Source organism: Pedobacter sp. Bi27, assembly GCF_918698255.1.
In the GTDB taxonomy this organism is placed as follows: Bacteria; Bacteroidota; Bacteroidia; order Sphingobacteriales; family Sphingobacteriaceae; genus Pedobacter.
Genome location: NZ_CAKKMW010000005.1, coordinates 210,589 through 230,897, shown reverse-complemented (window position 1 = coordinate 230,897; position 20,309 = coordinate 210,589). Strand labels below are relative to the sequence as shown.

Below are 20,309 nucleotides of genomic sequence, written 5' to 3'. Positions count from 1 at the left end.
TAACCAATATCAAAAATGGAAAAATTCGGAAAAGTTAAAGAGCTTGTGGCAGCAGTTGAGGCTGATGCGGTAAAGTTTTATGAGAATGGAAATGCTGCTGCGGGAACGCGTGTAAGAAAAGGCATGCAGGATCTTAAGAACCTTGCGCAGGAAATCCGTGCTGAGGTAACAGAGAAAAAGAACGCAAAATAAACATTAGCTGTTTTGGGAATAGATGCTCTGGCTAGTGGTCAGGGCATTTTTTGTTTTCCGCGCAAGAAGGTTATACAACCACAGGTGCTACAAGAGCCTAAAATTATTTACGCTCATTTCCAGTGTATTGGGAGCGGAGGCTTGCAGTAATCACGGAGGCTGATATATTTGTAATATGACGGTAACCGTATTAGCGATCCTCGAAACCGATTTTGTGCCTGCCAAGAACCTGGCGAAGGTGATGAATGACCGACTTGAAAGGGCGGCAATGGAACTAAGGAACAATCACCTCAAAGCACTATATGGCCGTGGTTTTTCCTGCGAAGACCTTGTAATTTATATCAGTTATAACAGTAAATACAAAATCCGTTATCGGATTGTGAACGATGTGCCAGCGGATATCGAATATTTTGTGGCCGAAACTTGCGGCAGACTGGGTTATATCCTTTGGAGGTCAGTTTCGGTTGAGATTCTGCCTGGATAACCGTTAAGTTTAGCCTGAAGATCAGGCGCATACCATCTACACTTTTTGGTGCCGCTATTATCTGATTCGCTTTTTCAATATGCTGCGCAACTTTATGGCCACCTTCTTGCAGTCACGGAGATCAAACCTGCCGAAATCTAGCCTCATGTGGTAAATAGGCTGTTCGGATTTCACCCTGCTAATTACCGAACGGATCACTTGTCCATCACTTTTTAATAGCTCAATAAGGGTTACCAGATCGGTTTTGGCTGGAAACCGGATCCAGAGTGCTGTACCGGATTCAGGAAGATCGTAGCTAATATATTCACCCAACTGGAGCTGGAGTAATTCGTGCAGGTTTTTAAGGTCTTTCTGCTTTGCGGCCTTGGCCTGTCTGGAGAACCAGAGCAGCTCACTGTTCACCAAAAAACGGGAGATTGCCTTTTCCTCAGAGAAATCCCGGTAGCCATAATGGGCATTTGGTATTGATTTAAGTATTTCGATGAGCTGTGCCGGTGCGACAACGGTCCTAAGATTCTGCATGTACGGGCTTACCCGGCTTAACGCCGCGCTGTGGATAACAAATCCCCCGTGCGCATAATGTGCCAATGGCATAAAGGGATATTTCCCCCACCAGAATTCATGATCATCATCTTCTTCTATGATGTAAAATTGGTGTTTTTTGGCCAACTCGACCAATCTGGAGCAACTGGCCTCATCCAGGTTCCTGCATTCGGGATAACTGCAGTTGGGCCTGATATAGACTGCCATTATTCTCTTCCTTATAATGATTTCCTCTAATTGCGATATAAAATCGTTCTGGACTGCGTTGAGCGCAATCATGTTAATCCCACATTCCTGCAGGACGGAATTGATCAGCGGATCAGATGGAGAGGTGTTGATTACGGTATCGGAGGATGCGCAAAGTGCCTTAAAAATAGCCCTCATGCATTCACTTCTTCCGCGTATCACCAGTAAGTGGTCTATTCTGATGTTAAAACTTCTTAGGTTGAGCTGCTGCAGGATTGCCGCCTGTATCGATTGGGAATGGATACCGTGCTGTTTTTGAGGAGTAGCTAAACCGGTATTGGACCGGGAAAATTCACGGACATATTTGGAGACTATCCTTTCCGGCCAGTAAACCTTATCGATAAAGGGAAGGCCAACGGAAATGAAACCCCGCCCACTATCCTTTTCCGCGCGCTCATCATTATGCCCATTTAATCCGGGTGCAAGCGGTAACATCTCCGGCATCGATGATGGCCTGCTTTTACGCGAGTCACCGGGTAAAGGATCGGCGACACAGGCTTTGCTGCCTTTGTTATGGGTGAGCCACCCGGTTGCGATCAGTTTGGTATAAGCGCGCAGGGCAGTATTTCGGTTTACTTTGTTCAGCCGGGCCAGTGTGCGGTGCGATGGGATACCTTCATGTGGCTGGACGGTTCTGTTCTGAATCCGCTCGATTATAAATTCCTCTATCTGTAAAGAGTTTGGTTTTTTTGCGGTAACTGGCATTACCCATACCGACAAATCGTATTGACGCATAACACGGTAGTTGATTACAAATCAAAAATTTAAAGGTGCGAATGTATGCTATTTCTTTTCAATGAGAAAAACCACCAACTGCCCTAGTTGAGAATGCAATAACTGCCCTAGCAGGGAATGGCTTTAAAGGCGATACATATTTGGCAATATGTGGCGATTTTTAGAAAATTAGCATGAAATGAAAAATTTTCCATTGATAATCAAACCCTTAAGAGTGCCATAGCCGGCATATCAAAAACTGGCCTAAGCAATTGCATCCGATTGTCTTCAAATTTGGCCAGCCCGATGTAGCGGCCTTAAAATCAGGCGTATTAGGGGGCAGATAGGAAATGGAGGTATTATGTATTAAAAGTTCATCAGATTAATTGGGACATCTTGAAAGTTCCAATTCCAATTCTAACCAAAAAAACAAATGATGTTCATCCGGATCCAGCATTTTTTGAATCTGATGCGCAGAATAGCGCGGATGAGGACAATTATTTACTGGGATAACGGGCATGAGAACTGCAATTGTTGACGTGACGGGTTTTTCGGCGATGGCCGCAAAACAGGCACAAGGTTTTCCCAAGAGTGGTATGAAAAGACTGGCGAAAAAAGTATTGACAGTGGCTGGATAGTCAGATAAAAAAACATTGTTTTTTGGTGTATGGATATTATGCTGATCGTGGCCATCGTTAAGCGCCCGAAGCTGAACACCCGTTTTCGGGGCAAAGTGGTCACAGATATTTACACCAAAATGTTCAGTCTGACCAGATCCTGACCCTGATGCTTTTAGCAGTAGCAACCATCTTGGAAAAAATTAATAATTCAATTAATTAATGGCCAATATTACTATTAGCATGAATAAAATTAGAAAAATCCTAAGGCTGTATGACCAGGGTAAAGGAAAGCTCACGATCGCGGGCTATTTAGACCTGTCTCGTACAACAGTCAGGAAGTACATTACCGCGTTTGATACCTGTGGGCTTTCGCTGAAGGAAGTTGATTCCCTGGGAGACGCGGAACTGGAAGAGCTTTTCGGAAAGGTCCAAGAAAAAAGGCCCTCTTTGGGCAGCCAGCGCATGCAGACACTCCAGCGCTGTTTTCCAAAGATTGAAAGGGAACTTAAACGGACAGGGGTCACCAGGATGCTGCTCTGGGAAGATTACATGAAGGAGTTTCCTGACGGATATCAGTATACCCAGTTCTGTAGGTACTTCAATGACTGGCTTGCCAAGGTTAACCCCACGATGCACCGCACGCATAAAGTCGGAGATAAACTCTTTGTTGATTATGCCGGCGAGAAACTGAGCTATATCAATAAAAAAACGGGGGAAGTAGTTTCTGTAGAGGTTTTTGTGGCCATCCTTGGGGCAAGCCAGCTCACCTATGTTGAAGCGGTACGCAGCCAGCAAAAGGAAGACTTTATTTCCGCCTGCGAAAATACCCTGCATTTCCTTGGTGGGGTGCCCTCAGCGATAGTCCCGGATAACCTGCGGGCTGCCGTCACCCGGAGCCATAGGTATGAGCCTACCGTTAATGAAACTTTTGAAGATTTTGCGTTGCATTACGATACCTGTGTACTGCCTACAAGGGCTTACAAGCCAAGGGATAAAGCACTGGTTGAAGGTGCTGTGCGGATTATCTATACCAGGCTTTATGTTCCCATAAGGCAAAAGGAATACTTCTCCCTTTCGGAGCTGAACGTTGCGATATGGGAATATCTTGCCAAACACAACAATCAGCTGCTCAAAGGCAGGACCTACAGCCGCCGTATGCAGTTTGAAGAAATTGAAAGAAAAGAACTTAAACCCCTGCCAGTAGACCGCTTTGAGCTTAAGCAGTCCTTCCATGCCAAGGTGAACAAGGATAGCCATATCCTTTTGGGGACCGACAAACATTATTACAGCGTTCCTGTGCGGTTCCTGAGCAAGAAGGTCAAGATCATCTATTCGGCTTCGGTGGTTGAAATCTTTTCCAAGTTCGAAAGGATTGCTATCCATAAGCGAAGCAAAGTCCCGCATGCCTATACCACCAATAACAGCCACCTGTCCAGTACCCATAGGTATTCAGCTGAACGCACACCGGAAACATTTGTGGAGCGTGCTGAGGCCATCCATAGCGATGTGCTGACAGTGATCAAATCAATACTGGAAAGCCGTCGCCATGAAGACCAGAAGATAAAGACCTGTGAAGGGATCCTGGGGCTGGAGCGTAAATTCGGCCGTGATCGGTTGGCAGGGGCGTGCAGACGGGCCATGGACTATGGCATTGATGTCCGTGTTTTCAAGACCATACAGTCGATCCTGGAAAATAATATGGACAGCCAGCGTGAAAATGTCTTTTCACAGGACCTGCCGATGCCTTCCCATGAAAACATCCGCGGCGAGGAATATTATAAATAACCTATAACCAATAAAATGAATAACTCAGATACATTAGATAAACTCAGATCCCTAAAGCTCTATGGCATGTTCCATGCCTTTAAAACAAACCTGGAAACCGGTAGTGTTGAGGGATATACTCCCGATCAGTTGCTTGCAGAACTTGTTGATGCGGAATACGAAGACCGTATGAACAGAAAGATCAACAGGCTCATTGACGGCGCAAAGTTCCGCTACAAAGCTTCCATTGAACTGATCAACTTTAACAGGGACCGTAACATTGACCGCTCACAGATCCTCAGGCTTGCTGAATGTGCATTCATTGAAAACCATGACAATATACTCATTACCGGTCCCACAGGGATAGGTAAGAGCTATATAGCTTCAGCAATAGGACACCAGGCCTGCGCAAAAGGCTTTCGGGTAGTTTATTGGAGCGCACCAAAACTCTTTGCCAGGCTTAAGCAGGCCAAAGCTGATAACAGTTATTTCAAAGAGGTCGCAAAGATCCTCAGGGCAGAACTGTTGATCCTGGATGACTTTGGATTGCATCCACTGGACAACCAGAGCAGGCTTATGCTGATGGAGATAGTAGAGGATCTGCATGGCAAGACCTCCATGATCTTTACCTCCCAGCTTCCGGTAAGTGCATGGTTCGAGATGATTGGAGAGAAGACCATTGCAGATGCAGTGCTGGATAGGATCGTTCATGATGCCCACAGGATCGAAGCCCTTGGAGAATCGATGCGGAAAGTGAGACCGAAAAAATTAGAGGATCTCGAGAACACGTTTCAATAATAGGCGCTGAACAGGGCGTTTTACCGCCTTCATGTTTTTTTATGTGGGGGTTCCGCTAAAAGTGGCCACTGGTTTTCATCCATCGTGGCCATCTTTTTCGGCCTATATTGTTCACTAGATTTCGCTTGAAAGTGGCCACTCGGCTCATTTTAAGCGGTTTTAAGCTTCTGAAAAGCGGGGGTGGATTCAATGATTGTTTCGCCTAGAGAAATCGAAACGGAGATGTTCTAATAGCCTTAAAATCAAAAATTATATTTCTTATTCTAATGTGTTTTTAAAAGCGGGTTGATTTGCTGTAAATCTTGTTCTGGAAGGCCGTTTTTGTTGCAAAACCATCTTCTGTGGAGGATTGGTTGATCAAATGCAGGAAAGATAGATTGGAAAATGAAGGGAAGGAATCTGGGAGGATTTAATATATTTGGCTCAGTCTTTACGATTCCATCAAGACCGGATGGTAAAAAGCGGGGTGTACAGTTTGGAATGAAAACTGGTGCACACTTTTAGCGAAATCCCCAACACTTAAAAACAGTGATTTTTTTGCTCTTATATTCTGTTTAACTAATTGATTTACTGTGTATTACGTGTTTAATTCTTATTTTGTAGTTTAGTTTACAACTCCACTTTAATTTTATTCTGGAAGAAGGAATTTATTTAAAGTTCCTTCATCCAATTATTCTACAGCATTGTGATGAAAATAATCTTGGAAGATTTAACTGAAAGAATGGAATCATTACTCAAAAAGGTAAGCATAATAGAAAAAAAGCTGGAAATGAAAAATTCCAGAAGGCTAACAGGTACCGTGCTAGAACTTCCACTAAATGATCTACTTGCATTTAAAATCGAGCTTGAGGAAATCAGACACAGCTTGGCCTCGCTAAATCAGCAGGTAAATGAGATAACAATATTTGAGACGTTGAAGCAGATAGAGGCCACAACCAATGAGATTAAAGAATCGAGCGGATTTCTGAAAAATATCTTTGTCCGGGAAAAGGTTAAATCGATGAAGGAGAAAGTGCCCAAACAAGATGCCGTAAATGACTTCATAAAGAAGTATATGAACTCAATGAAGTAATCAACATTGAAACCTTTGAACATATGTTCACCAAGTTCATATCGGGTATGTTAAAGGATGAATGGCATGTAAATTTCCGAGTATACAATAGTGGCTTTAGCAGCGATTTTATGCTGGAGGCTAAGGGTAAAAGGGAAAAGCTGAGTGATGATCCCATCAGTAGATGGCAGCTTTAGAAAGGTTATGGTACTCCCGGCTTCGCAAGCTATATTATGATCAGGGATTAAGTTTAATCAATTTAAGGATCCGTTCAACATCATCATGGAGTACCGTTTCATTCCTATAGTAGGTTATGATGAATCTGCCTCCGTTTTCTATGAAACGATAACCATGATCAATATACCACTGTATTTTTTTCTCCGCATAAATCTCATATGAGGGATCCTCAATCATCCCGAAATGTTCCCAGTGGTAAACAGTTCTGCTCTGGAGAGCTATTATAGTGAAATCGGGAATCTTGTTATATCCCTTTATATCAAATGGCCTTTCGTAGTAAAACTTTAAACCATTTTCTTCCAGCAACCTGTTATATATGTATTGTTCTTGATAGGACCTTACTGCCCCGCCATCGTTGGTGGCTATGTTCCGCTCGGATTTAAAATATATAGCTGAAGGTCTTACCGATTCCGAATTCAGTTCCGTCGGTATTTTAGCTTCCTTTCTGAAAAACCTCCATTGATAGAAGTTGGGATTGGCTACGTCCACATTACAGTTGCTGATAATCTGGCGCAGTATGCCATCCTGCTCCATCTTTCTCAGAAAACGGCTGAAGTCCCTTCCGGTAGGAAATTCCTTTCTGATCACTTCTTTACGACGGGCGAAATCATATACATCTGTCGAACGGGCAACCGTAATTTGACTTGTGGTGTTGAAAAATTCATCAATTTCCCCGGATATGATTCTCAACAAACTGATTGCTTTTGGTAGGTCCATAGACCTAATGTTGCGAGGGTGATTGAACATAAATCAGCTGTATTAGAGATCTATCTGCCGTTCATTTTTGACAAGTAGGATTTTCCCATTTTCTACCTCCAGCCAACCGTAGTCGTAGCAGAAACGGTAAATATTCATCTCCTTGCTGAATACACTTGTACAATACCCGAAATGGAAACCTGCCTCGATCAGGTCAGCTTTACTGATGATGAGTTTGGTTTCATCGCCCAGTCTTTCCTTTAATATCTGCCTGTTGTGGCGCAGCATGCGGTGGATCTTTTCGACAAAGGCTGGTTCCTGCCAACCACTTATCCGCTGAACCTGTCTTTTGTTAGCATTCCTGCAGGCATCGCTGCAGAAGCGCTTATCCGAGCGGCCCTCGAATGAGAGCCCGCATACCTCGCATTTGCGGTATCCGGTATCTGATCCGTTATTTTTCTGTGTCTGTTCTGTCATGAATTATCCGGTTTTTATCCGGTAACCATGCCTGTTACGGCTGGCAACCGAATATTGGTTTCGTCCATTCCCAACTTTGTCCTGCACTAAAGCATAAAGTTATGAAAAATAGGATGATAGCAACAGAGTCATTCCGTTCAGGAAAGGACATTTATTTTTTTGATTACCTGGAAGCAGTGAACGGCAGGCATTACCTGCGCATCGCCAGGATGGAAACCTGCTCCGATGGTCCGGTAAAGCGGACCAAGGTGGTGATTTTTGAAGACGTGATACAGCCGATGATATCCGCTTTTGCCTACCTGCTGCATTCGGGCGCATACTCGGAAAACCAGGAGGAGACGCCCAGGGATATCCGTGAAAAGGTACAGGAGATCAGGGCGATCCGGGAAAGCATGGATCCTGATATGCCCCTTCGCGAGCGGCTTGGCCTTTATGGTGCAGGAACACTTACCGAGCATGAACTGGTTTCGTTGCTGTTAGGCCTTGGAACTACCTCGGATGATGCCACTCACATGGCGGATGAACTGCTAGGCCACCTTGGTGGTAATATCGCAAAACTGATCGGCATGACCCAGGCAGACCTTTGCAGGATGCCGGGTATCGGGATGGCAAAATGTTCGGTGATACTCGCAGCCATGGAACTGGGCCGGCGCTCCTTTCTTGCCGCGCCCATTACCGGTAGCCCTGCTGATTTCCGGTACTCCCGGAATTGAAGATGCTGTCTTTACCTGCGCCTTTTTTTAAGAGCGTGATTTGTCACCCGGAGAAAAAAATAAAATAAAATGATGCAAATATTGTGACCTCCGCCCAGCTGCGCACGCATAATGGTCCCGCTGCGCGGTCCCACCCTCCGGGACTTATAGTGCTGCGCTGGGCTTATAAGGTCACGGCCGGGATCCGGCATCTTTTATTCCATTTTTCCTCAGGGAAACAAATTTTTTGGAAACGGACGAAAGGATGAATTAATTAAATTTTAACTAAAAAACTTTAATCATGGAGATTACAGGAAGATTGACCGCAGATGCCGTAACAAGGATGGTAAGCGGAGACAGAAAAGTTACCGGTTTCAGACTGGTAGTAAATGACAGCTATATGAGCGGAGGGGAGAAAAAAGAAGTGGCAACATTCGTAGAATGTTCCTATTGGCTCGGGACAGGCATTGCGCCTTATCTAAAAAAAGGGGGTGTTGTGCAGGTTTGTGGCCGTATCGGCGTGAATGCATGGATTTCAAATGATGGGGAGGCAAAGGCTAGTATTACCATGCATGTATCGGACATCAAAATGTTTTCGGCTTCTGCGCCTGCCAGTGCTACTGCACCTACCAGTGGTTCACGGCCTTTGATGGTGGTGGATAAAGGGGATGAAAACGGGGATTTGCCATTTTAAATTCTAGGAGGAAATAGGGATGGAAAATCTGGAAAGGGAAATCGGGGAATTTAGGGAGGCTTTCTGTCCCTATGGATACCTTGATATTAAAATGGCCGTGGAGAATGCATTATCGGCAGGCCATGATTCGGGTTGGGCTTATGAGCAGGTCGAAGCATTTGCCGATGAATGTTGCATGAAAATCAGTGACATCGATCCGTGTTACGTGGTGATGGATTCCATCATGCAGGAAGCAAGGAATGAAATTGAGGGGCTTACGGGCTTTGACTTGCAGAACGATGCAGGATTCGAGGTTTACGGCAACTATATGTGTACCTGCTACGATTGGAGGGATGAAGATATCGAAGGCTTAAAACAGGCACTAAAAGAAAACGAGGTAACCTCCGATGACCTGTCCGATGCCACAATGCATTGGTTGGGAATGATTGATGTCAATATTGAGGAGTTATAACTAGGTACAAACAGGGGGGCGGTTATCCGCTCCCCATTAAAAGAAAATATTATGGGTATTATATCAGATAAAACAGAGCGTAAAGCCTTACTGGAGATTGCAAAGGCACTTCGATTTTTTCAAAGTCTGGAATTTCTGTGCATTTCGGCAGGGGACAGCGTGCGCATCGCGCATGCCGAGCATATCATCAGGGATGTGATCGCCAACAACGGTTACGGGGTAAGGTTCACTGGAAAACGGGGGACAAGGATCAATAAAATAAATATAAGGTAATGGGCGGATTTTTTAGCAATATCAAAAGCCTGCCGAGCGCAGGCGGATGGAAGATCAATATCGCTTTCGATGGCGATGAACAGATGGTGGTATCGGTACTTTTGGAGACAGACGGTAAGGGCAGGCCACTGCCGCCCATGCTCTTGAAAGGCACGGCCGAGGAACTGGACAATGCATTTTTTGAGGTCATTGCCACGCCAGTGGCCAATACCGTGGAACTTTTTGCCAACCGTGACAGCTTTGCAAAAGAACTCGATAAGGCAAGGGAAGAAGTCAAAAAGAAAGCAGGGGAATCCAAGAGTGCAAAAGTGGCATCGGAAAAAACGGATATTGAACAGGAGCCAAAACGGAAGTTTGAGGATGTGATGAAAAAAATAAGCGAACTGAATGCCATCTGTAGGTATGCGGATGCACTGGATATACTGCCTCCAAATTCCGAGTTTCCCGAAAAAAAAGAGGAACTGGAAAAACTGCGCAGGGAACTGGAATGGAAAAGAAACCAATTGACTTTATTATAAAAAAGGAGGGAATATGTTACAGAGCGATATACTGCCGCGTGCTTTTTATTTTAAGCAGGGTGGCGAGGAAACAAGGTTGGCTGATCCCAATACAGATTGGACGGCAGAACAGGTCATGGGTTTCTATTCGGGGACTTATCCGATTCTGACCAATGCCAAGATCGAAGGGCCCGAAATCAAGGGGGACGAGGTACGCTATAGTTTTATGACCACACTGGGCACAAAGGGATGAAAAAAACAAGGCAGGTGCGGAAAATCCGCACCGCAAAAAACACAGTAAATTTACAATTATGGAACTTACATCAACATATCGGACGCTTTGCACAACACCTTTCAAAAGCAAACGACCTTGCAGAGATCAGCTCGGACAGGCATGGAACTGCCCCGATCAGTCTTTTGGCACTGCTTTTTTAAGGCAGTCCCATCAACCGCTCTTTCGGTCTAGGGATAGCGCAATTAAGGATTACCGCAGGATAGAATGCAGGTTTTACCATTCGCTCGAAAACTTGTGCAGGCTTTACGGCTTGGAAAAGCCCCAAAAAAACACAGCCATTTTTCCAATGAACATAGTGGCAGACTTTGGTCGGATAAAAGCGGAACTGACTTTGGTTGACGATAGCCTTGAACTTATATTAAACAGGTACGAGGACAGTAAGGTAAGCCTTGCAACGGTCAAAACCTTTGGAACAGGCAATACGCTTTTTTACCTGCCCGTTGCGCCACTGTACGACCTGCTGACTGGTGAGGGCAATAAAGCCCTTGCAGGACTTTTACTTTCTGTAATGGCTTATCTGCACCAGATTACGGGCATTCCCCACTTTAGGGAGGATTATGTCTACCTGGAAAGCATATACGCAATGATTGAAGAATATACTGCTGATGGTGGGTATTGGGAAGATAAAGACGAAGAAAAATATATACTTGATCATTTTGAAATGATCCATGTAAAAGGGGATTATACGCTAAAGCGGATGTCCGATAAAAAAGCCGCTGATTGCCTTGGTAAAAGAACAGAAAGGTTTAAGGGTAGAAATGGGACAGATAAGGAATTATTGGCCTGCGCCAAAAAACTGGCGGCACTTCATATCGACTATCCCTACAGGTCGGTCATGGATGGGATGCAAACGCCCAATGAAACAGATTATGATGATGGCTATATCAGGGCAGAACAGTATCTCTGTTTTTATTGGAGCAGTGTCGACTGCCTGCAGGATCAGCTATTAGAAACGGTTAACGCAGAACTGAATGAATACGGCGCAATCGAAGAGCCTCTCAGCATCCAGTATTTTGACAGGGTACAGGAAATGCCTTTACACGATATGGATTATGAACGCAGGTTGTTTGAAATCCTGCATGAACTTAGTGATATATTATACGATTTGGAACATGGAAAACTTAATGGAAAAGATCAATGATCTATATATCCCCTTTAAGGCGCTGATGGTCTACAGGGCGGAGAGCAATAACAGTTATTATGTGGAAAGCCACGACCTTGACAGTAAAGGAGTGGCCATAAATGCACATCCGCTTTCCGTAAAGGAAAGCCAGTCTTTGGCAGAGGCACTTGATTCTTCGCAGAGGCAGGCAGAAAACTTCCTGCACCACAAAGGGCTGATGGCTGGAAATGTATTGCAACTCGAAACGGGCAGGAACGGCAGTGCAGTGTGGTTTACAGAAATGGTGAAGAAGGAATTACATTTTGTAAAGGGGCTTAATATTCCCGATGGAATGGCTTACGTTCCCCCGATGATATGGAAAGCGGATAGAAAACAACTCTCGGTGTGGGCTATGGATATAACTGGAAGACCGAATGAAAGAACGCCTTTGTACCATGCACCTTTTTATAATGTATATGAAAATGGCTTGGTATGTTTTGGGAACGTAAAGATCGAAATACCGATTGATTGTTCTTTGTCTGCATTTACAGGTTCTTGGGAGCATTATTTCTTTGGCAGTTCCTTTAGCCATTTAATCGGTGGCGAAGTTCCGATAAGGGGAATTTTAAATGATACATGGAAACGGCAAATCGCCACTGGTCGGAAATTTCCACTCATAGCCATGAAGAAAACAGGTAGAAATTTAGCGGAGGTTTTGTTATGAAAATTAAAGAAAACATCCATATCGTTCCACACTATCTTTTACAGCCTACCAATCCGATCTCTGTCAATCTCATTGGCGTGGGTGGTACAGGTAGCGTACTATTGACCGCACTAGCAAGGATCAACCATGCGCTTTTGGCACTTGGCCATGCAGGGCTTATCGTGAGGGCATTTGATTCCGATAACGTGGAAGAAGCCAACATGGGAAGACAGCTTTTTTCTCATGGGGAGGTCGGCATGAATAAAGCGGTAGCGCTCATTAACAGGGTGAACCGTTTTTTCGGGACAGCTTGGAAAGCATTTGACTGTGCTTATGCTGATCATGGCGACAAGGCTAAACCCGAATTTATGGCCAATATTTCGCTTTCCTGCGTAGATATAGTGAGTTCAAGGTTCGGTATTGCCAGTCTGTTAGAAAGGATTTCTACCCAGGGGAATCATCGGGACAGCCCAATGTACTGGATGGACTTTGGAAACAGCAGGGATTCGGGACAGGTACTGCTGTCTACGCTTGGTGAGATCAAACAGCCCGATTCCAAAAAGTTCTGCACAGTTGGCAGGCTTCCAACAGTAATAGAAGAATACGGAGGCGTGTTAACGGCTGACCAAGAGGACGAAGCGCCGAGCTGTTCTTTGGCACAGGCTTTAGGCAAACAGGATCTGTTTATCAATTCAAGTCTGGCAGATCTTGGTGCATCGCTTTTGTGGTCAATGTTCCGTACAGGGATGCTCTCTTACAGGGGATTCTTTTTGAATCTTTCTGGTTTTAAGACTACGCCTATAAAGATATAACAGATCAAAAATGGGGTTAATCTGGCGAGGTCACCATTTACAGGTGGCCTCGCATCCTAGCGTATGCTCGGCCGGCCTGGATCATGTGAAACCACAGAAAAAATACGGATTCGGGTTATGGGCACCAATGGTGCGGGGAATATCATTATTTTTGTTTTATGAAAGAAAGCCTCCGAGATCAGTTTGGTAATATTGACATCTATTTATTTGACCAGCTGTTAAAAGGTACATACGATGATTGCCATACCATTCTTGATGCTGGATGCGGACAGGGAAGGAACGTGGATTATTTTTTGCGTTCGGGGTATGAGGTTTACGGCCTGGATTCCTCGGCAGGCAATATCGCCAAGATCAAGCAGCTGGCTGCACCATTTCCTGTTACTTCCCCTTCCGAAAATTTCAGGATTGGATTGGTCGAAGAACTTCCGTTCGAAGATGAAAAGTTTGGCCTGGTGATCAGCAGCGCGGTACTTCATTTTGCAAACAATGTGCAGCATTTCGAGGAAATGTTAAACTCTATGTGGCGCGTAATCCGCCCCGGAGGCTATCTGTTCTGCCGCCTGGCGTCGGATATCGGTATTGAAAACCTGGTCCGCTCGATCGGTAACGGGAGATATATCCTGCCGGATGAATCTGAGCGCTTTTTGGTCAATCAGGAAATGCTGTTGAGGTTTACGGCAAAACTTGCAGCTACACTGCATGAGCCTATTAAAACAACCAATGTCCAGAATCTGCGGTCAATGACTACATGGTGTTTAAGGAAATAGAGTAGATCGTCAATTTCAAACGTACGGGTGCTGCTCAATTAAAAACTGCGGGACAAAAAAACAGGGGAACAGCTTTCACCGTTGCCCCTGTATCTAAATTAACGCTCTCAGGACAAATGTAGTAAAAGCAATATTATTCTTGGCATTTGAGAGGTATGTTCTAGAAAACTTTATCTGTTACCATTAGGTTGGAAATCTAAGGAACAAAGGAGACTGAAAGTTTTAAACATCCATTGCTTTGCTCATGATTTGAAGTAAATTCGGCTAAATACAAAACGCTTCTCTATGATGGACTGGTTTAAGACTATTACACCTTTTATTACCCTGATCATTGGTTTTTTCCTTTCTTCTCTAACTGGTTTTTTCCAAGGAAGAAAACAGGATCGCCGTAAGGTCAAAAAACTGCTTTATCATCTGCTCGAACTCCGCCATCAACTTCAGCAGGAGACTAGCATTACACAGGGCCTGCTCGGGATTAGGCCGAGACTGATCCAAATGCTTGAGAGTGAAACCGGAGAGGAAATCAACATAAACGAGGACGAATTTTTGTCCATGATAATACCTATGTTCAAGGATGGAAAGACCGAGGATCGTCTAGAGCAGTTAAGTAAGACTGTAGATATGGTGCTACAGGAGCTTGCTGAAATAGAACCGCTATTAGCTTACGAACTCACTGGGAAGTATAGTATAAAGGATAGGTTGTCCCATCTTGGAAATCTGGGAGATTTCGGAGAAATGCCTTTTGATATTGGAGCCTGGATGAAGCCATTGCTTAAAGACGATCTTGGAAAGGAACTTGACAGAACCATTTTGCTTATCTCAAGAAAGGTATCCAAAAAGACATGGAAATCAACCCGCGTTCAGCTTGAAACGGTCCAAGAGGTGGATGACGAAAAATTAAAAGACCTCGTTGCTAGAATCATCAAGAAAATGCACCAGGTTCTAGGGGAATCGGAGCCAGTCGGATAAACACAGGACAGGATAAAGATGCAACCGTATGGAGATATCTGTTTTTCTTTCTTGTCTTTAGTTTAGCCCATTTGCTGCAATCTGCATAACAGGATTTAGGCTTCCATTCCCAGCGGAGTTTAAAATTAGATTTAATAATATTTTAAGTATAGAAAAGACATAAGGGATGTCCAAAAATAGCAATATATATTCCCAAGGCGGCGGAGGAAGCAGCTTTGAAACTGAGGTTCAGACCGCTTTCCTGTTTAGTTTCCTCTTGCGGCTGCACCTCCCCGGTGGAGCTGGCGTTATTTCTGGTTTTAGGCAACAATCTTCTTCTCTTGGTTATTACACCGATGACCTGTATCTGGAAAGCCAGGTTGGGGATGGAGTTTCTAGGATTCTCTGCCAGGTCAAGCACAACTTGACTATATCCACAAATGGAGAAGAGTTCAAGCAGGTGATCATAAATGCTTGGAAGGATTTTAATAACAGTGAAGGCTTTAACGAAAGCCGTGACCGTATATTTATCATTAAGAGCGACCTGATCCTAGATGAGAAAAACCATCTGAACGTGATGCTTGATTGGGCCAGACGCAAAAGTTCTTTCGTCGATTTTTTTGGAGAGGTAAACCGGATCAAGGCAAAAAAACGATATCTGGATATATTCAGGTCAATAGTATCTGGCGAATGCATTGATCTAACAGACGAGAGCCTTTTTAATTTTCTGAAGGTCATATATGTCCTTGAAATGGACTTTGGTAGTTCAACAAGCTTACAGAAGGCCGCCATTCTTTCCCTGATCGCCCGTTACAAGACCAACACCGCGCACTCTGCATCCGAAATTTGGGCAGTTGGCTATGAACTTGTAAGTACTGGAAATTATAATGGGCAGCAGATCAGTGATAACATGCTCCCCCCTGAATTGAAAGGGTACTTTGGCGTCACCTCTACAGCCGAGCAGGTCAGTGAGATCGAGCGGCTGGGTAGACAGAATAATGAGATCATCGGCAATATGGAAGATACTATTGGCGGGTATTTTTACCCCAGAACAGGACTCTTTGATGCTTTCTCTAGTACTCTGGAGGTAGGGCGGGGGTTGCTCGTCTATGGAAATCCCGGAGCGGGGAAGTCTGCGCTGGTTAAACATATGCTATTGAACGGCCCATTTAACAACAGCGGCCTTACGCTCAGTTTTAAGGCAGACGAGCTCGGTGAAGGTAATCTTAGGGACTATTTCGCGGATAAGGGAATATATCTCACGCTAGAAGAAATCTTTGGGTATTTCGCACTCTGTGATAGCAATATCATTTACATAGATGCGATGGAGAAATTACTGGAAGGTACAGGTACGGCCTTTTCTCAGTTATTATCGGCCTCCAGAAAGCTGCCACGCACGAAATTTATCATTTCGGTAAGAAACTCAGACCTTGCACTCCTGGAAATGAAATATCCTGATATAGTGGATTTTGGTCGGCTTGAAGTACCAATCCTTGAAGATTTTGAGCTGGAATCTATTGCAGAACATCTTCCCGAGCTTAAAGCGGCGATAGCAAATCCTAAGCTACGTAAGCTGTTACGAATACCTAAATACCTCGATTTTGCCTTAAGGGCAGCTAGATCATGGCCGACAATTGGTGAAAATATCGATGAGACAGTATTTCGGCAAATTCTCTGGGATTGTATAATAGAGAATAAATTAAATGGGTCTACAAAGGGTTTTCCACAAAAAAGAAGGGAAGCTTTTATTGGCCTTGCTGTTTCGAGAGCAAGATCAATGAGACCATATGTGCGCTCTGTTGCAGATCCCGAGATTTTGGAAGTACTGGTCAAAGAACAGGTGATTGTTGAAGGCCGCGAAAATGGAAATTTTGCCCCTGCACATGATATCCTGGAGGACTGGGCCCTGATCAGGTATGTCGATGGAATATTTGATATCCATGGATCTTCGGCGGGTTTCTTTGATGAGTTAGGCACTGCCCCTGCCATAAGGAGGGCATACAGGCTATGGGTCAATTTTATACTTAAGGAAGAATACCGTAATAGGATAAACCTTGTTACCGATACGGTTATCAAAAATACAGGCAAAGGGGGAGGTTATTGGCGTGATGAAAGCATAATAGGGATACTTCAGTCGGATTACTGTGCCGCTTTTTTTGCACGTCATGACGCCGATCTCAAAAAAGACTCGTTCTCCCTTCTATGGCGTATCATACACATCATGCGGATGGCGTGTAGAGAAAGTCGTGGTGAAATCGATCAACGGAATTATGTGCCAATTGGCCAGGGATGGGCATCGGTAATTACCTTTTTGCGGCAAAACATTGCCATGCTCCCCCAAGAGAAGTCTGCCCTTATATTTACCGTTGTGCAGGAATGGGCAAAACTGGTTGCATATGATGAAATACTTCCAGCGCCCACACGGGATGCTGGGCTAATTGTGATCGCTCTATTAAAAAGTCACTATAAGCCAACCTATTCGAATAAAAATGAGGTAGATCTTGTCGTAAAGGTGCTCTGTTCGTTGGTAGGAGGCGTAACTGAAGAGATAAGGGCACTTTTAGAGGACCCGGCAGAAGAAGATGATGATGACGATTGGGATGATGACACAATTAGAGGGAGACTGATCGGGCATGCGTTGTCGGGAAAATATTCTGAAGAGATTTCTAAATATCTCCCAGACATTGTTATCGGCCTGGCTGAAAAAAAATGGTTACGGCTGAGCTGTGAAGTGGATTACCCCGATGAGAATTCCCATATGCCTTTATCGCGCATGTTGGGTGGCAGGAGGGAAACCGAGGTCGAAGGTCATTTTGGGCTGATAGAACACTATAGAAGATCCTACTTTCCACCAAGCAGCCTTCAAACCCCTCTACGTTGGCTGCTAAGGTACCACGAAGAGAAAGCCATGACTTTTATTATCAGGCTGCTTAACTGGAGTGCCGAGAATTATTTTCTTTCAGATTTTTCCGACGATGACGATTGTGGATACATTGAATTGATACTACCTGATGGATCAAAAGTAAACCAATTAGCCAGTAACCCACTTTGGGAACTTTTTCGGGGAGGACAGAAAGTATCCCCTTATCTTTTACAGAGTGTTCTGATGGCGCTCGAGGCATATCTACTGGATCTGTGCTCCACAGGCATAGAAAACCGTGAAAAGATTGATCAGATCGTTCAGCGGTTAATCAGGGAGAGTATAACGGTATCTACTACCGCGGTCGTGGCCAGTTTATATATGGCCTATCCGGAATTTGCAGGCGAGTACCTTGCCACGCTTTATTCCCACCGTCGGTTGATGAAACTGGATACGGAACGTTACCTTGGGGATATGACCAAGTTTGAGTTAGGTTCAGAGGATGCAGAGTTGGATAGGGAAAGGCATTTATCCAATAGGCTTACCCACAGAAAGCGTTACAATCCAGGGCTCCGTGGTTTTATAAATGAATACTGCTTCAGCTACGGCTATGCCAATAACAAAATCTTCGAAATGATTGATATGCATCGGGCAGCGGCGGACAGTTCCGATTTTGCCTGGCTTAGGATACTGGATGAAATTGACAACAGGACATGGAGGGTAACGGAGAAAGTCGACTTGGGTGATTCCTTGAGACTGCAGATTGCCCCTACATACAAGGACGAAATTGCCCCTTATGTTGATAAAATTAAAAAAGAGGCCCAGGCGCGTGACATTGACTCAGAATATAGATGGTGGTTGATACAGGGAAAAAAGCATGAGATTTCGGTAGCGGTGGAGAAATGGCGTGAGGTGTTCCAATATTACAATGGGATGCCTGAATATTCGCCCATGCTGCATAATCCAGGAATGCTTGCCCATCTTGGGATCAGGGATCTCTGGGAACAGCTTTCGCAAGAGGAAAGGATATGGGTGGAAGAAACAATATTCCGGATCTTTGAAGCAAAGATCAAAAGATTTTTTACCCCCTACGACTGGGAAACAAAAATATCTGTCCATGACACTGATGCGGTAATGGAAGCTTACCTTTTATTGGCATTAAAAAAAGATATCCAAAATCATAGTGAGCATACCCTGAACGTAATCGCATTCCTAACTTCACCGTTCCAGGAAAATGATCCGGATGCTGGGATATTCATGGCGTCATTTTCGAAGTTCATATGGAAAGATGACCCGGAGTTTGGAAAAAAAGCGGTACGGTGCATATTGCGCTACTCGCAGTTCAGTATGAAAAACTCTTTTTTCCGAGTTAGGGAAAAAGGACAAGGGGCCGTTGATGAATACTGGATGGCTTATGATGCCGTCGTTTCGAAGGCACTGGAGGAAGAGGAAAGCAGTGAAATCACAATGGAAGCATTTGATATTGAATCGGATAATTTTGATATCCTTCTTAGGGTGATCCATATACTGCCACGGGATACGGGGGAACAATGGGTATTTGACCTTTTGAAAAATCTCTATGATTTAATCGTTGCCGAACTTTTTAAAGAGGGGAAACGCAGCTACCGCGGTCGGCAGGAGGTTCACTCACTGCGGTACGCCCTTTCCAAGAAAATTTCGGAAACAGTATTCTGGAACGAAGGAAATAACGCCCAATCGTTTTTTACGTTGATATTGGAAACTGGGTCATTATCCATGCGTACTGCTTTCACTGAGAAACGCAGGGACTTTTATGAGGTCTTTAACTTTCATAAGGATATTCTGGTCAAGATTATTCTCCTCGCTGATAATAATCTGCCGGCGGATAATGAAGAGGAAGTTGAAGCTACTGCCAGACGTTTCTTTGTTGCGTGGACCACGTTAAGGAACTTTACACTTATAAATAATTTTCCGCTGTTCGGAAAGTTTCTCTTTTTGGACATTTCATGGCAACAGACGGCAACTGACTGGCCTCCATTGGAAGGGAGGGAAAAATTTTTCCTTGATATGATGGAGGTGGCCGGAGATCTGCACATGCGGTCACTGATCAATCTGGCAGCCTTTATCGGCGATCAGCGGATGCTCGTGGATATTTTGATATGGCTTATCCCAAGGCTTATATCCCCAGAGGCTGCCGAACTTTTGCCTGCGTTGGAAAATTTGGATAGGCTTGTGTTGAGGGCGTATAAAAACCATCTTAGTGAAATCATGGATGACAGGGTATTACAGTATGATTTTCTTGCCCTGCTGGATGTTCTGGTAGAAAACGGGTCATCAGATGCATACTGGATCAGGGAATTTATGATCTCGTTTTCTAACCCATTATGACTATAAGGTGGAATGATAACTGGGCC

Annotated in this window: 23 protein-coding genes; 19 read left to right on the top strand and 4 right to left on the bottom strand. The window is 44.4% G+C overall.

Going from position 1 to position 20,309, the window contains the following annotated elements; all coding sequences use genetic code 11:
* Nucleotides 1-15: 15 nt before the first annotated feature.
* Both LQ227_RS18140 and LQ227_RS18135 read left to right on the top strand, forming a co-directional pair.
* Nucleotides 16-192 carry a histone H1 gene (locus LQ227_RS18140; protein WP_230150339.1) on the top strand — a complete coding sequence of 59 codons (177 nt, stop codon included), beginning with the start codon at nt 16-18 and terminating at the stop codon, nt 190-192.
* Nucleotides 193-367: 175 nt separating this feature from the next.
* Nucleotides 368-676, top strand: a complete 309-nt coding sequence (locus tag LQ227_RS18135; RefSeq protein WP_230150337.1) for a hypothetical protein — start codon at nt 368-370, stop codon at nt 674-676.
* 57 nt (nt 677-733) lie between these two features.
* On the opposite strand, the gene LQ227_RS18130 is transcribed toward LQ227_RS18135, so the two are convergent.
* Together LQ227_RS18130 and LQ227_RS18125 are read right to left on the bottom strand one after the other, a co-directional pair.
* Nucleotides 734-2,200 (bottom strand): GntR family transcriptional regulator, encoded by a 1,467-nt coding sequence (locus LQ227_RS18130; RefSeq protein ID WP_230150335.1) that lies wholly within the window; start codon nt 2,198-2,200, stop codon nt 734-736.
* Nucleotides 2,201-2,561: 361 nt separating this feature from the next.
* Nucleotides 2,562-2,984: a hypothetical protein gene (locus LQ227_RS18125; protein WP_230150333.1), complete on the bottom strand. Its 423-nt coding sequence runs from the start codon at nt 2,982-2,984 to the stop codon at nt 2,562-2,564.
* A gap of 55 nt (nt 2,985-3,039) precedes the next feature.
* On the opposite strand from LQ227_RS18125, the gene istA reads away from it, so the two are divergent.
* The 4 genes from istA (at nt 3,040) to LQ227_RS18105 (ending at nt 6,609) form a co-directional block, all read left to right on the top strand.
* On the top strand, nt 3,040-4,584 hold the full coding sequence (gene istA / locus LQ227_RS18120; RefSeq protein WP_230150329.1) for an IS21 family transposase: 1,545 nt from the start codon (nt 3,040-3,042) through the stop codon (nt 4,582-4,584).
* A 15-nt stretch (nt 4,585-4,599) separates the two neighbouring features.
* The gene (istB, locus tag LQ227_RS18115; RefSeq protein ID WP_230150327.1) at nt 4,600-5,361 is read left to right on the top strand and encodes an IS21-like element helper ATPase IstB; all 762 of its coding nucleotides are present in this window, start codon (nt 4,600-4,602) and stop codon (nt 5,359-5,361) included.
* A gap of 688 nt (nt 5,362-6,049) precedes the next feature.
* Nucleotides 6,050-6,433, top strand: coding sequence for a hypothetical protein (locus LQ227_RS18110; protein ID WP_230150325.1), 384 nt, complete (start codon nt 6,050-6,052; stop codon nt 6,431-6,433).
* A gap of 23 nt (nt 6,434-6,456) precedes the next feature.
* Nucleotides 6,457-6,609 (top strand): hypothetical protein, encoded by a 153-nt coding sequence (locus LQ227_RS18105; protein WP_230150323.1) that lies wholly within the window; start codon nt 6,457-6,459, stop codon nt 6,607-6,609.
* Between the two features lie 40 nt (nt 6,610-6,649).
* On the opposite strand, the gene LQ227_RS18100 is transcribed toward LQ227_RS18105, so the two are convergent.
* A complete protein-coding gene (locus LQ227_RS18100) occupies nt 6,650-7,366 on the bottom strand; it encodes a hypothetical protein (RefSeq protein ID WP_230150320.1) in 717 nt (238 codons plus the stop codon).
* Nucleotides 7,367-7,408: 42 nt separating this feature from the next.
* A complete protein-coding gene (locus LQ227_RS18095) occupies nt 7,409-7,822 on the bottom strand; it encodes a hypothetical protein (RefSeq protein ID WP_230150318.1) in 414 nt (137 codons plus the stop codon).
* A 113-nt stretch (nt 7,823-7,935) separates the two neighbouring features.
* On the opposite strand from LQ227_RS18095, the gene LQ227_RS18090 reads away from it, so the two are divergent.
* The 13 genes from LQ227_RS18090 (at nt 7,936) to LQ227_RS18030 (ending at nt 20,283) form a co-directional block, all read left to right on the top strand.
* Nucleotides 7,936-8,535, top strand: a complete 600-nt coding sequence (locus tag LQ227_RS18090) for a UPF0758 domain-containing protein (protein ID WP_230150316.1) — start codon at nt 7,936-7,938, stop codon at nt 8,533-8,535.
* Between the two features lie 280 nt (nt 8,536-8,815).
* Complete coding sequence (locus LQ227_RS18085) at nt 8,816-9,208, top strand: single-stranded DNA-binding protein (protein ID WP_230150314.1); 393 nt, start codon at nt 8,816-8,818, stop codon at nt 9,206-9,208.
* A 19-nt stretch (nt 9,209-9,227) separates the two neighbouring features.
* Nucleotides 9,228-9,659 carry a hypothetical protein gene (locus tag LQ227_RS18080; protein WP_230150312.1) on the top strand — a complete coding sequence of 144 codons (432 nt, stop codon included), beginning with the start codon at nt 9,228-9,230 and terminating at the stop codon, nt 9,657-9,659.
* Nucleotides 9,660-9,710: 51 nt separating this feature from the next.
* The gene (locus tag LQ227_RS18075) at nt 9,711-9,932 is read left to right on the top strand and encodes a hypothetical protein (RefSeq protein WP_230150310.1); all 222 of its coding nucleotides are present in this window, start codon (nt 9,711-9,713) and stop codon (nt 9,930-9,932) included.
* Nucleotides 9,932-10,450, top strand: coding sequence for a PRTRC system protein E (locus LQ227_RS18070; protein WP_230150308.1), 519 nt, complete (start codon nt 9,932-9,934; stop codon nt 10,448-10,450). Before LQ227_RS18075 ends, LQ227_RS18070 begins: the two co-directional genes overlap by 1 nt.
* Nucleotides 10,451-10,463: 13 nt before the next feature.
* Complete coding sequence (locus LQ227_RS18065; protein ID WP_230150306.1) at nt 10,464-10,682, top strand: PRTRC system protein C; 219 nt, start codon at nt 10,464-10,466, stop codon at nt 10,680-10,682.
* Entirely contained in the window at nt 10,679-10,864 is a 186-nt protein-coding gene (locus tag LQ227_RS18060; RefSeq protein ID WP_230150304.1) for a hypothetical protein, read from the top strand. Before LQ227_RS18065 ends, LQ227_RS18060 begins: the two co-directional genes overlap by 4 nt.
* A 146-nt stretch (nt 10,865-11,010) precedes the next feature.
* Complete coding sequence (locus LQ227_RS18055) at nt 11,011-11,865, top strand: hypothetical protein (protein WP_230150302.1); 855 nt, start codon at nt 11,011-11,013, stop codon at nt 11,863-11,865.
* Nucleotides 11,849-12,550, top strand: a complete 702-nt coding sequence (locus tag LQ227_RS18050) for a PRTRC system protein B (protein WP_230150301.1) — start codon at nt 11,849-11,851, stop codon at nt 12,548-12,550. Before LQ227_RS18055 ends, LQ227_RS18050 begins: the two co-directional genes overlap by 17 nt.
* The gene (locus tag LQ227_RS18045) at nt 12,547-13,341 is read left to right on the top strand and encodes a PRTRC system ThiF family protein (protein ID WP_256450306.1); all 795 of its coding nucleotides are present in this window, start codon (nt 12,547-12,549) and stop codon (nt 13,339-13,341) included. Before LQ227_RS18050 ends, LQ227_RS18045 begins: the two co-directional genes overlap by 4 nt.
* 158 nt (nt 13,342-13,499) lie before the next feature.
* On the top strand, nt 13,500-14,108 hold the full coding sequence (locus LQ227_RS18040; protein ID WP_230150298.1) for a bifunctional 2-polyprenyl-6-hydroxyphenol methylase/3-demethylubiquinol 3-O-methyltransferase UbiG: 609 nt from the start codon (nt 13,500-13,502) through the stop codon (nt 14,106-14,108).
* Between the two features lie 285 nt (nt 14,109-14,393).
* Nucleotides 14,394-15,077 carry a hypothetical protein gene (locus LQ227_RS18035; RefSeq protein ID WP_230150296.1) on the top strand — a complete coding sequence of 228 codons (684 nt, stop codon included), beginning with the start codon at nt 14,394-14,396 and terminating at the stop codon, nt 15,075-15,077.
* A gap of 166 nt (nt 15,078-15,243) precedes the next feature.
* Nucleotides 15,244-20,283, top strand: a complete 5,040-nt coding sequence (locus LQ227_RS18030; protein WP_230150294.1) for a hypothetical protein — start codon at nt 15,244-15,246, stop codon at nt 20,281-20,283.
* Nucleotides 20,284-20,309 lie beyond the last annotated feature (26 nt).

What these genes read in the sequence shown, in the direction of transcription:
- LQ227_RS18140 (WP_230150339.1), top strand. Translation starts at nt 16, where the DNA reads ATGGAAAAATTCGGAAAAGTTAAAGAGCTTGTGGCAGCAGTTGAGGCT.
- LQ227_RS18135 (WP_230150337.1), top strand. Translation starts at nt 368, where the DNA reads ATGACGGTAACCGTATTAGCGATCCTCGAAACCGATTTTGTGCCTGCC.
- LQ227_RS18130 (WP_230150335.1), bottom strand. Translation starts at nt 2,200, where the DNA reads ATGCGTCAATACGATTTGTCGGTATGGGTAATGCCAGTTACCGCAAAA.
- istA (WP_230150329.1), top strand. Translation starts at nt 3,040, where the DNA reads ATGAATAAAATTAGAAAAATCCTAAGGCTGTATGACCAGGGTAAAGGA.
- istB (WP_230150327.1), top strand. Translation starts at nt 4,600, where the DNA reads ATGAATAACTCAGATACATTAGATAAACTCAGATCCCTAAAGCTCTAT.
- LQ227_RS18110 (WP_230150325.1), top strand. Translation starts at nt 6,050, where the DNA reads ATGAAAATAATCTTGGAAGATTTAACTGAAAGAATGGAATCATTACTC.
- LQ227_RS18105 (WP_230150323.1), top strand. Translation starts at nt 6,457, where the DNA reads ATGTTCACCAAGTTCATATCGGGTATGTTAAAGGATGAATGGCATGTA.
- LQ227_RS18100 (WP_230150320.1), bottom strand. Translation starts at nt 7,366, where the DNA reads ATGGACCTACCAAAAGCAATCAGTTTGTTGAGAATCATATCCGGGGAA.
- LQ227_RS18095 (WP_230150318.1), bottom strand. Translation starts at nt 7,822, where the DNA reads ATGACAGAACAGACACAGAAAAATAACGGATCAGATACCGGATACCGC.
- LQ227_RS18090 (WP_230150316.1), top strand. Translation starts at nt 7,936, where the DNA reads ATGATAGCAACAGAGTCATTCCGTTCAGGAAAGGACATTTATTTTTTT.
- LQ227_RS18085 (WP_230150314.1), top strand. Translation starts at nt 8,816, where the DNA reads ATGGAGATTACAGGAAGATTGACCGCAGATGCCGTAACAAGGATGGTA.
- LQ227_RS18080 (WP_230150312.1), top strand. Translation starts at nt 9,228, where the DNA reads ATGGAAAATCTGGAAAGGGAAATCGGGGAATTTAGGGAGGCTTTCTGT.
- LQ227_RS18075 (WP_230150310.1), top strand. Translation starts at nt 9,711, where the DNA reads ATGGGTATTATATCAGATAAAACAGAGCGTAAAGCCTTACTGGAGATT.
- LQ227_RS18070 (WP_230150308.1), top strand. Translation starts at nt 9,932, where the DNA reads ATGGGCGGATTTTTTAGCAATATCAAAAGCCTGCCGAGCGCAGGCGGA.
- LQ227_RS18065 (WP_230150306.1), top strand. Translation starts at nt 10,464, where the DNA reads ATGTTACAGAGCGATATACTGCCGCGTGCTTTTTATTTTAAGCAGGGT.
- LQ227_RS18060 (WP_230150304.1), top strand. Translation starts at nt 10,679, where the DNA reads ATGAAAAAAACAAGGCAGGTGCGGAAAATCCGCACCGCAAAAAACACA.
- LQ227_RS18055 (WP_230150302.1), top strand. Translation starts at nt 11,011, where the DNA reads ATGAACATAGTGGCAGACTTTGGTCGGATAAAAGCGGAACTGACTTTG.
- LQ227_RS18050 (WP_230150301.1), top strand. Translation starts at nt 11,849, where the DNA reads ATGGAAAAGATCAATGATCTATATATCCCCTTTAAGGCGCTGATGGTC.
- LQ227_RS18045 (WP_256450306.1), top strand. Translation starts at nt 12,547, where the DNA reads ATGAAAATTAAAGAAAACATCCATATCGTTCCACACTATCTTTTACAG.
- LQ227_RS18040 (WP_230150298.1), top strand. Translation starts at nt 13,500, where the DNA reads ATGAAAGAAAGCCTCCGAGATCAGTTTGGTAATATTGACATCTATTTA.
- LQ227_RS18035 (WP_230150296.1), top strand. Translation starts at nt 14,394, where the DNA reads ATGATGGACTGGTTTAAGACTATTACACCTTTTATTACCCTGATCATT.
- LQ227_RS18030 (WP_230150294.1), top strand. Translation starts at nt 15,244, where the DNA reads ATGTCCAAAAATAGCAATATATATTCCCAAGGCGGCGGAGGAAGCAGC.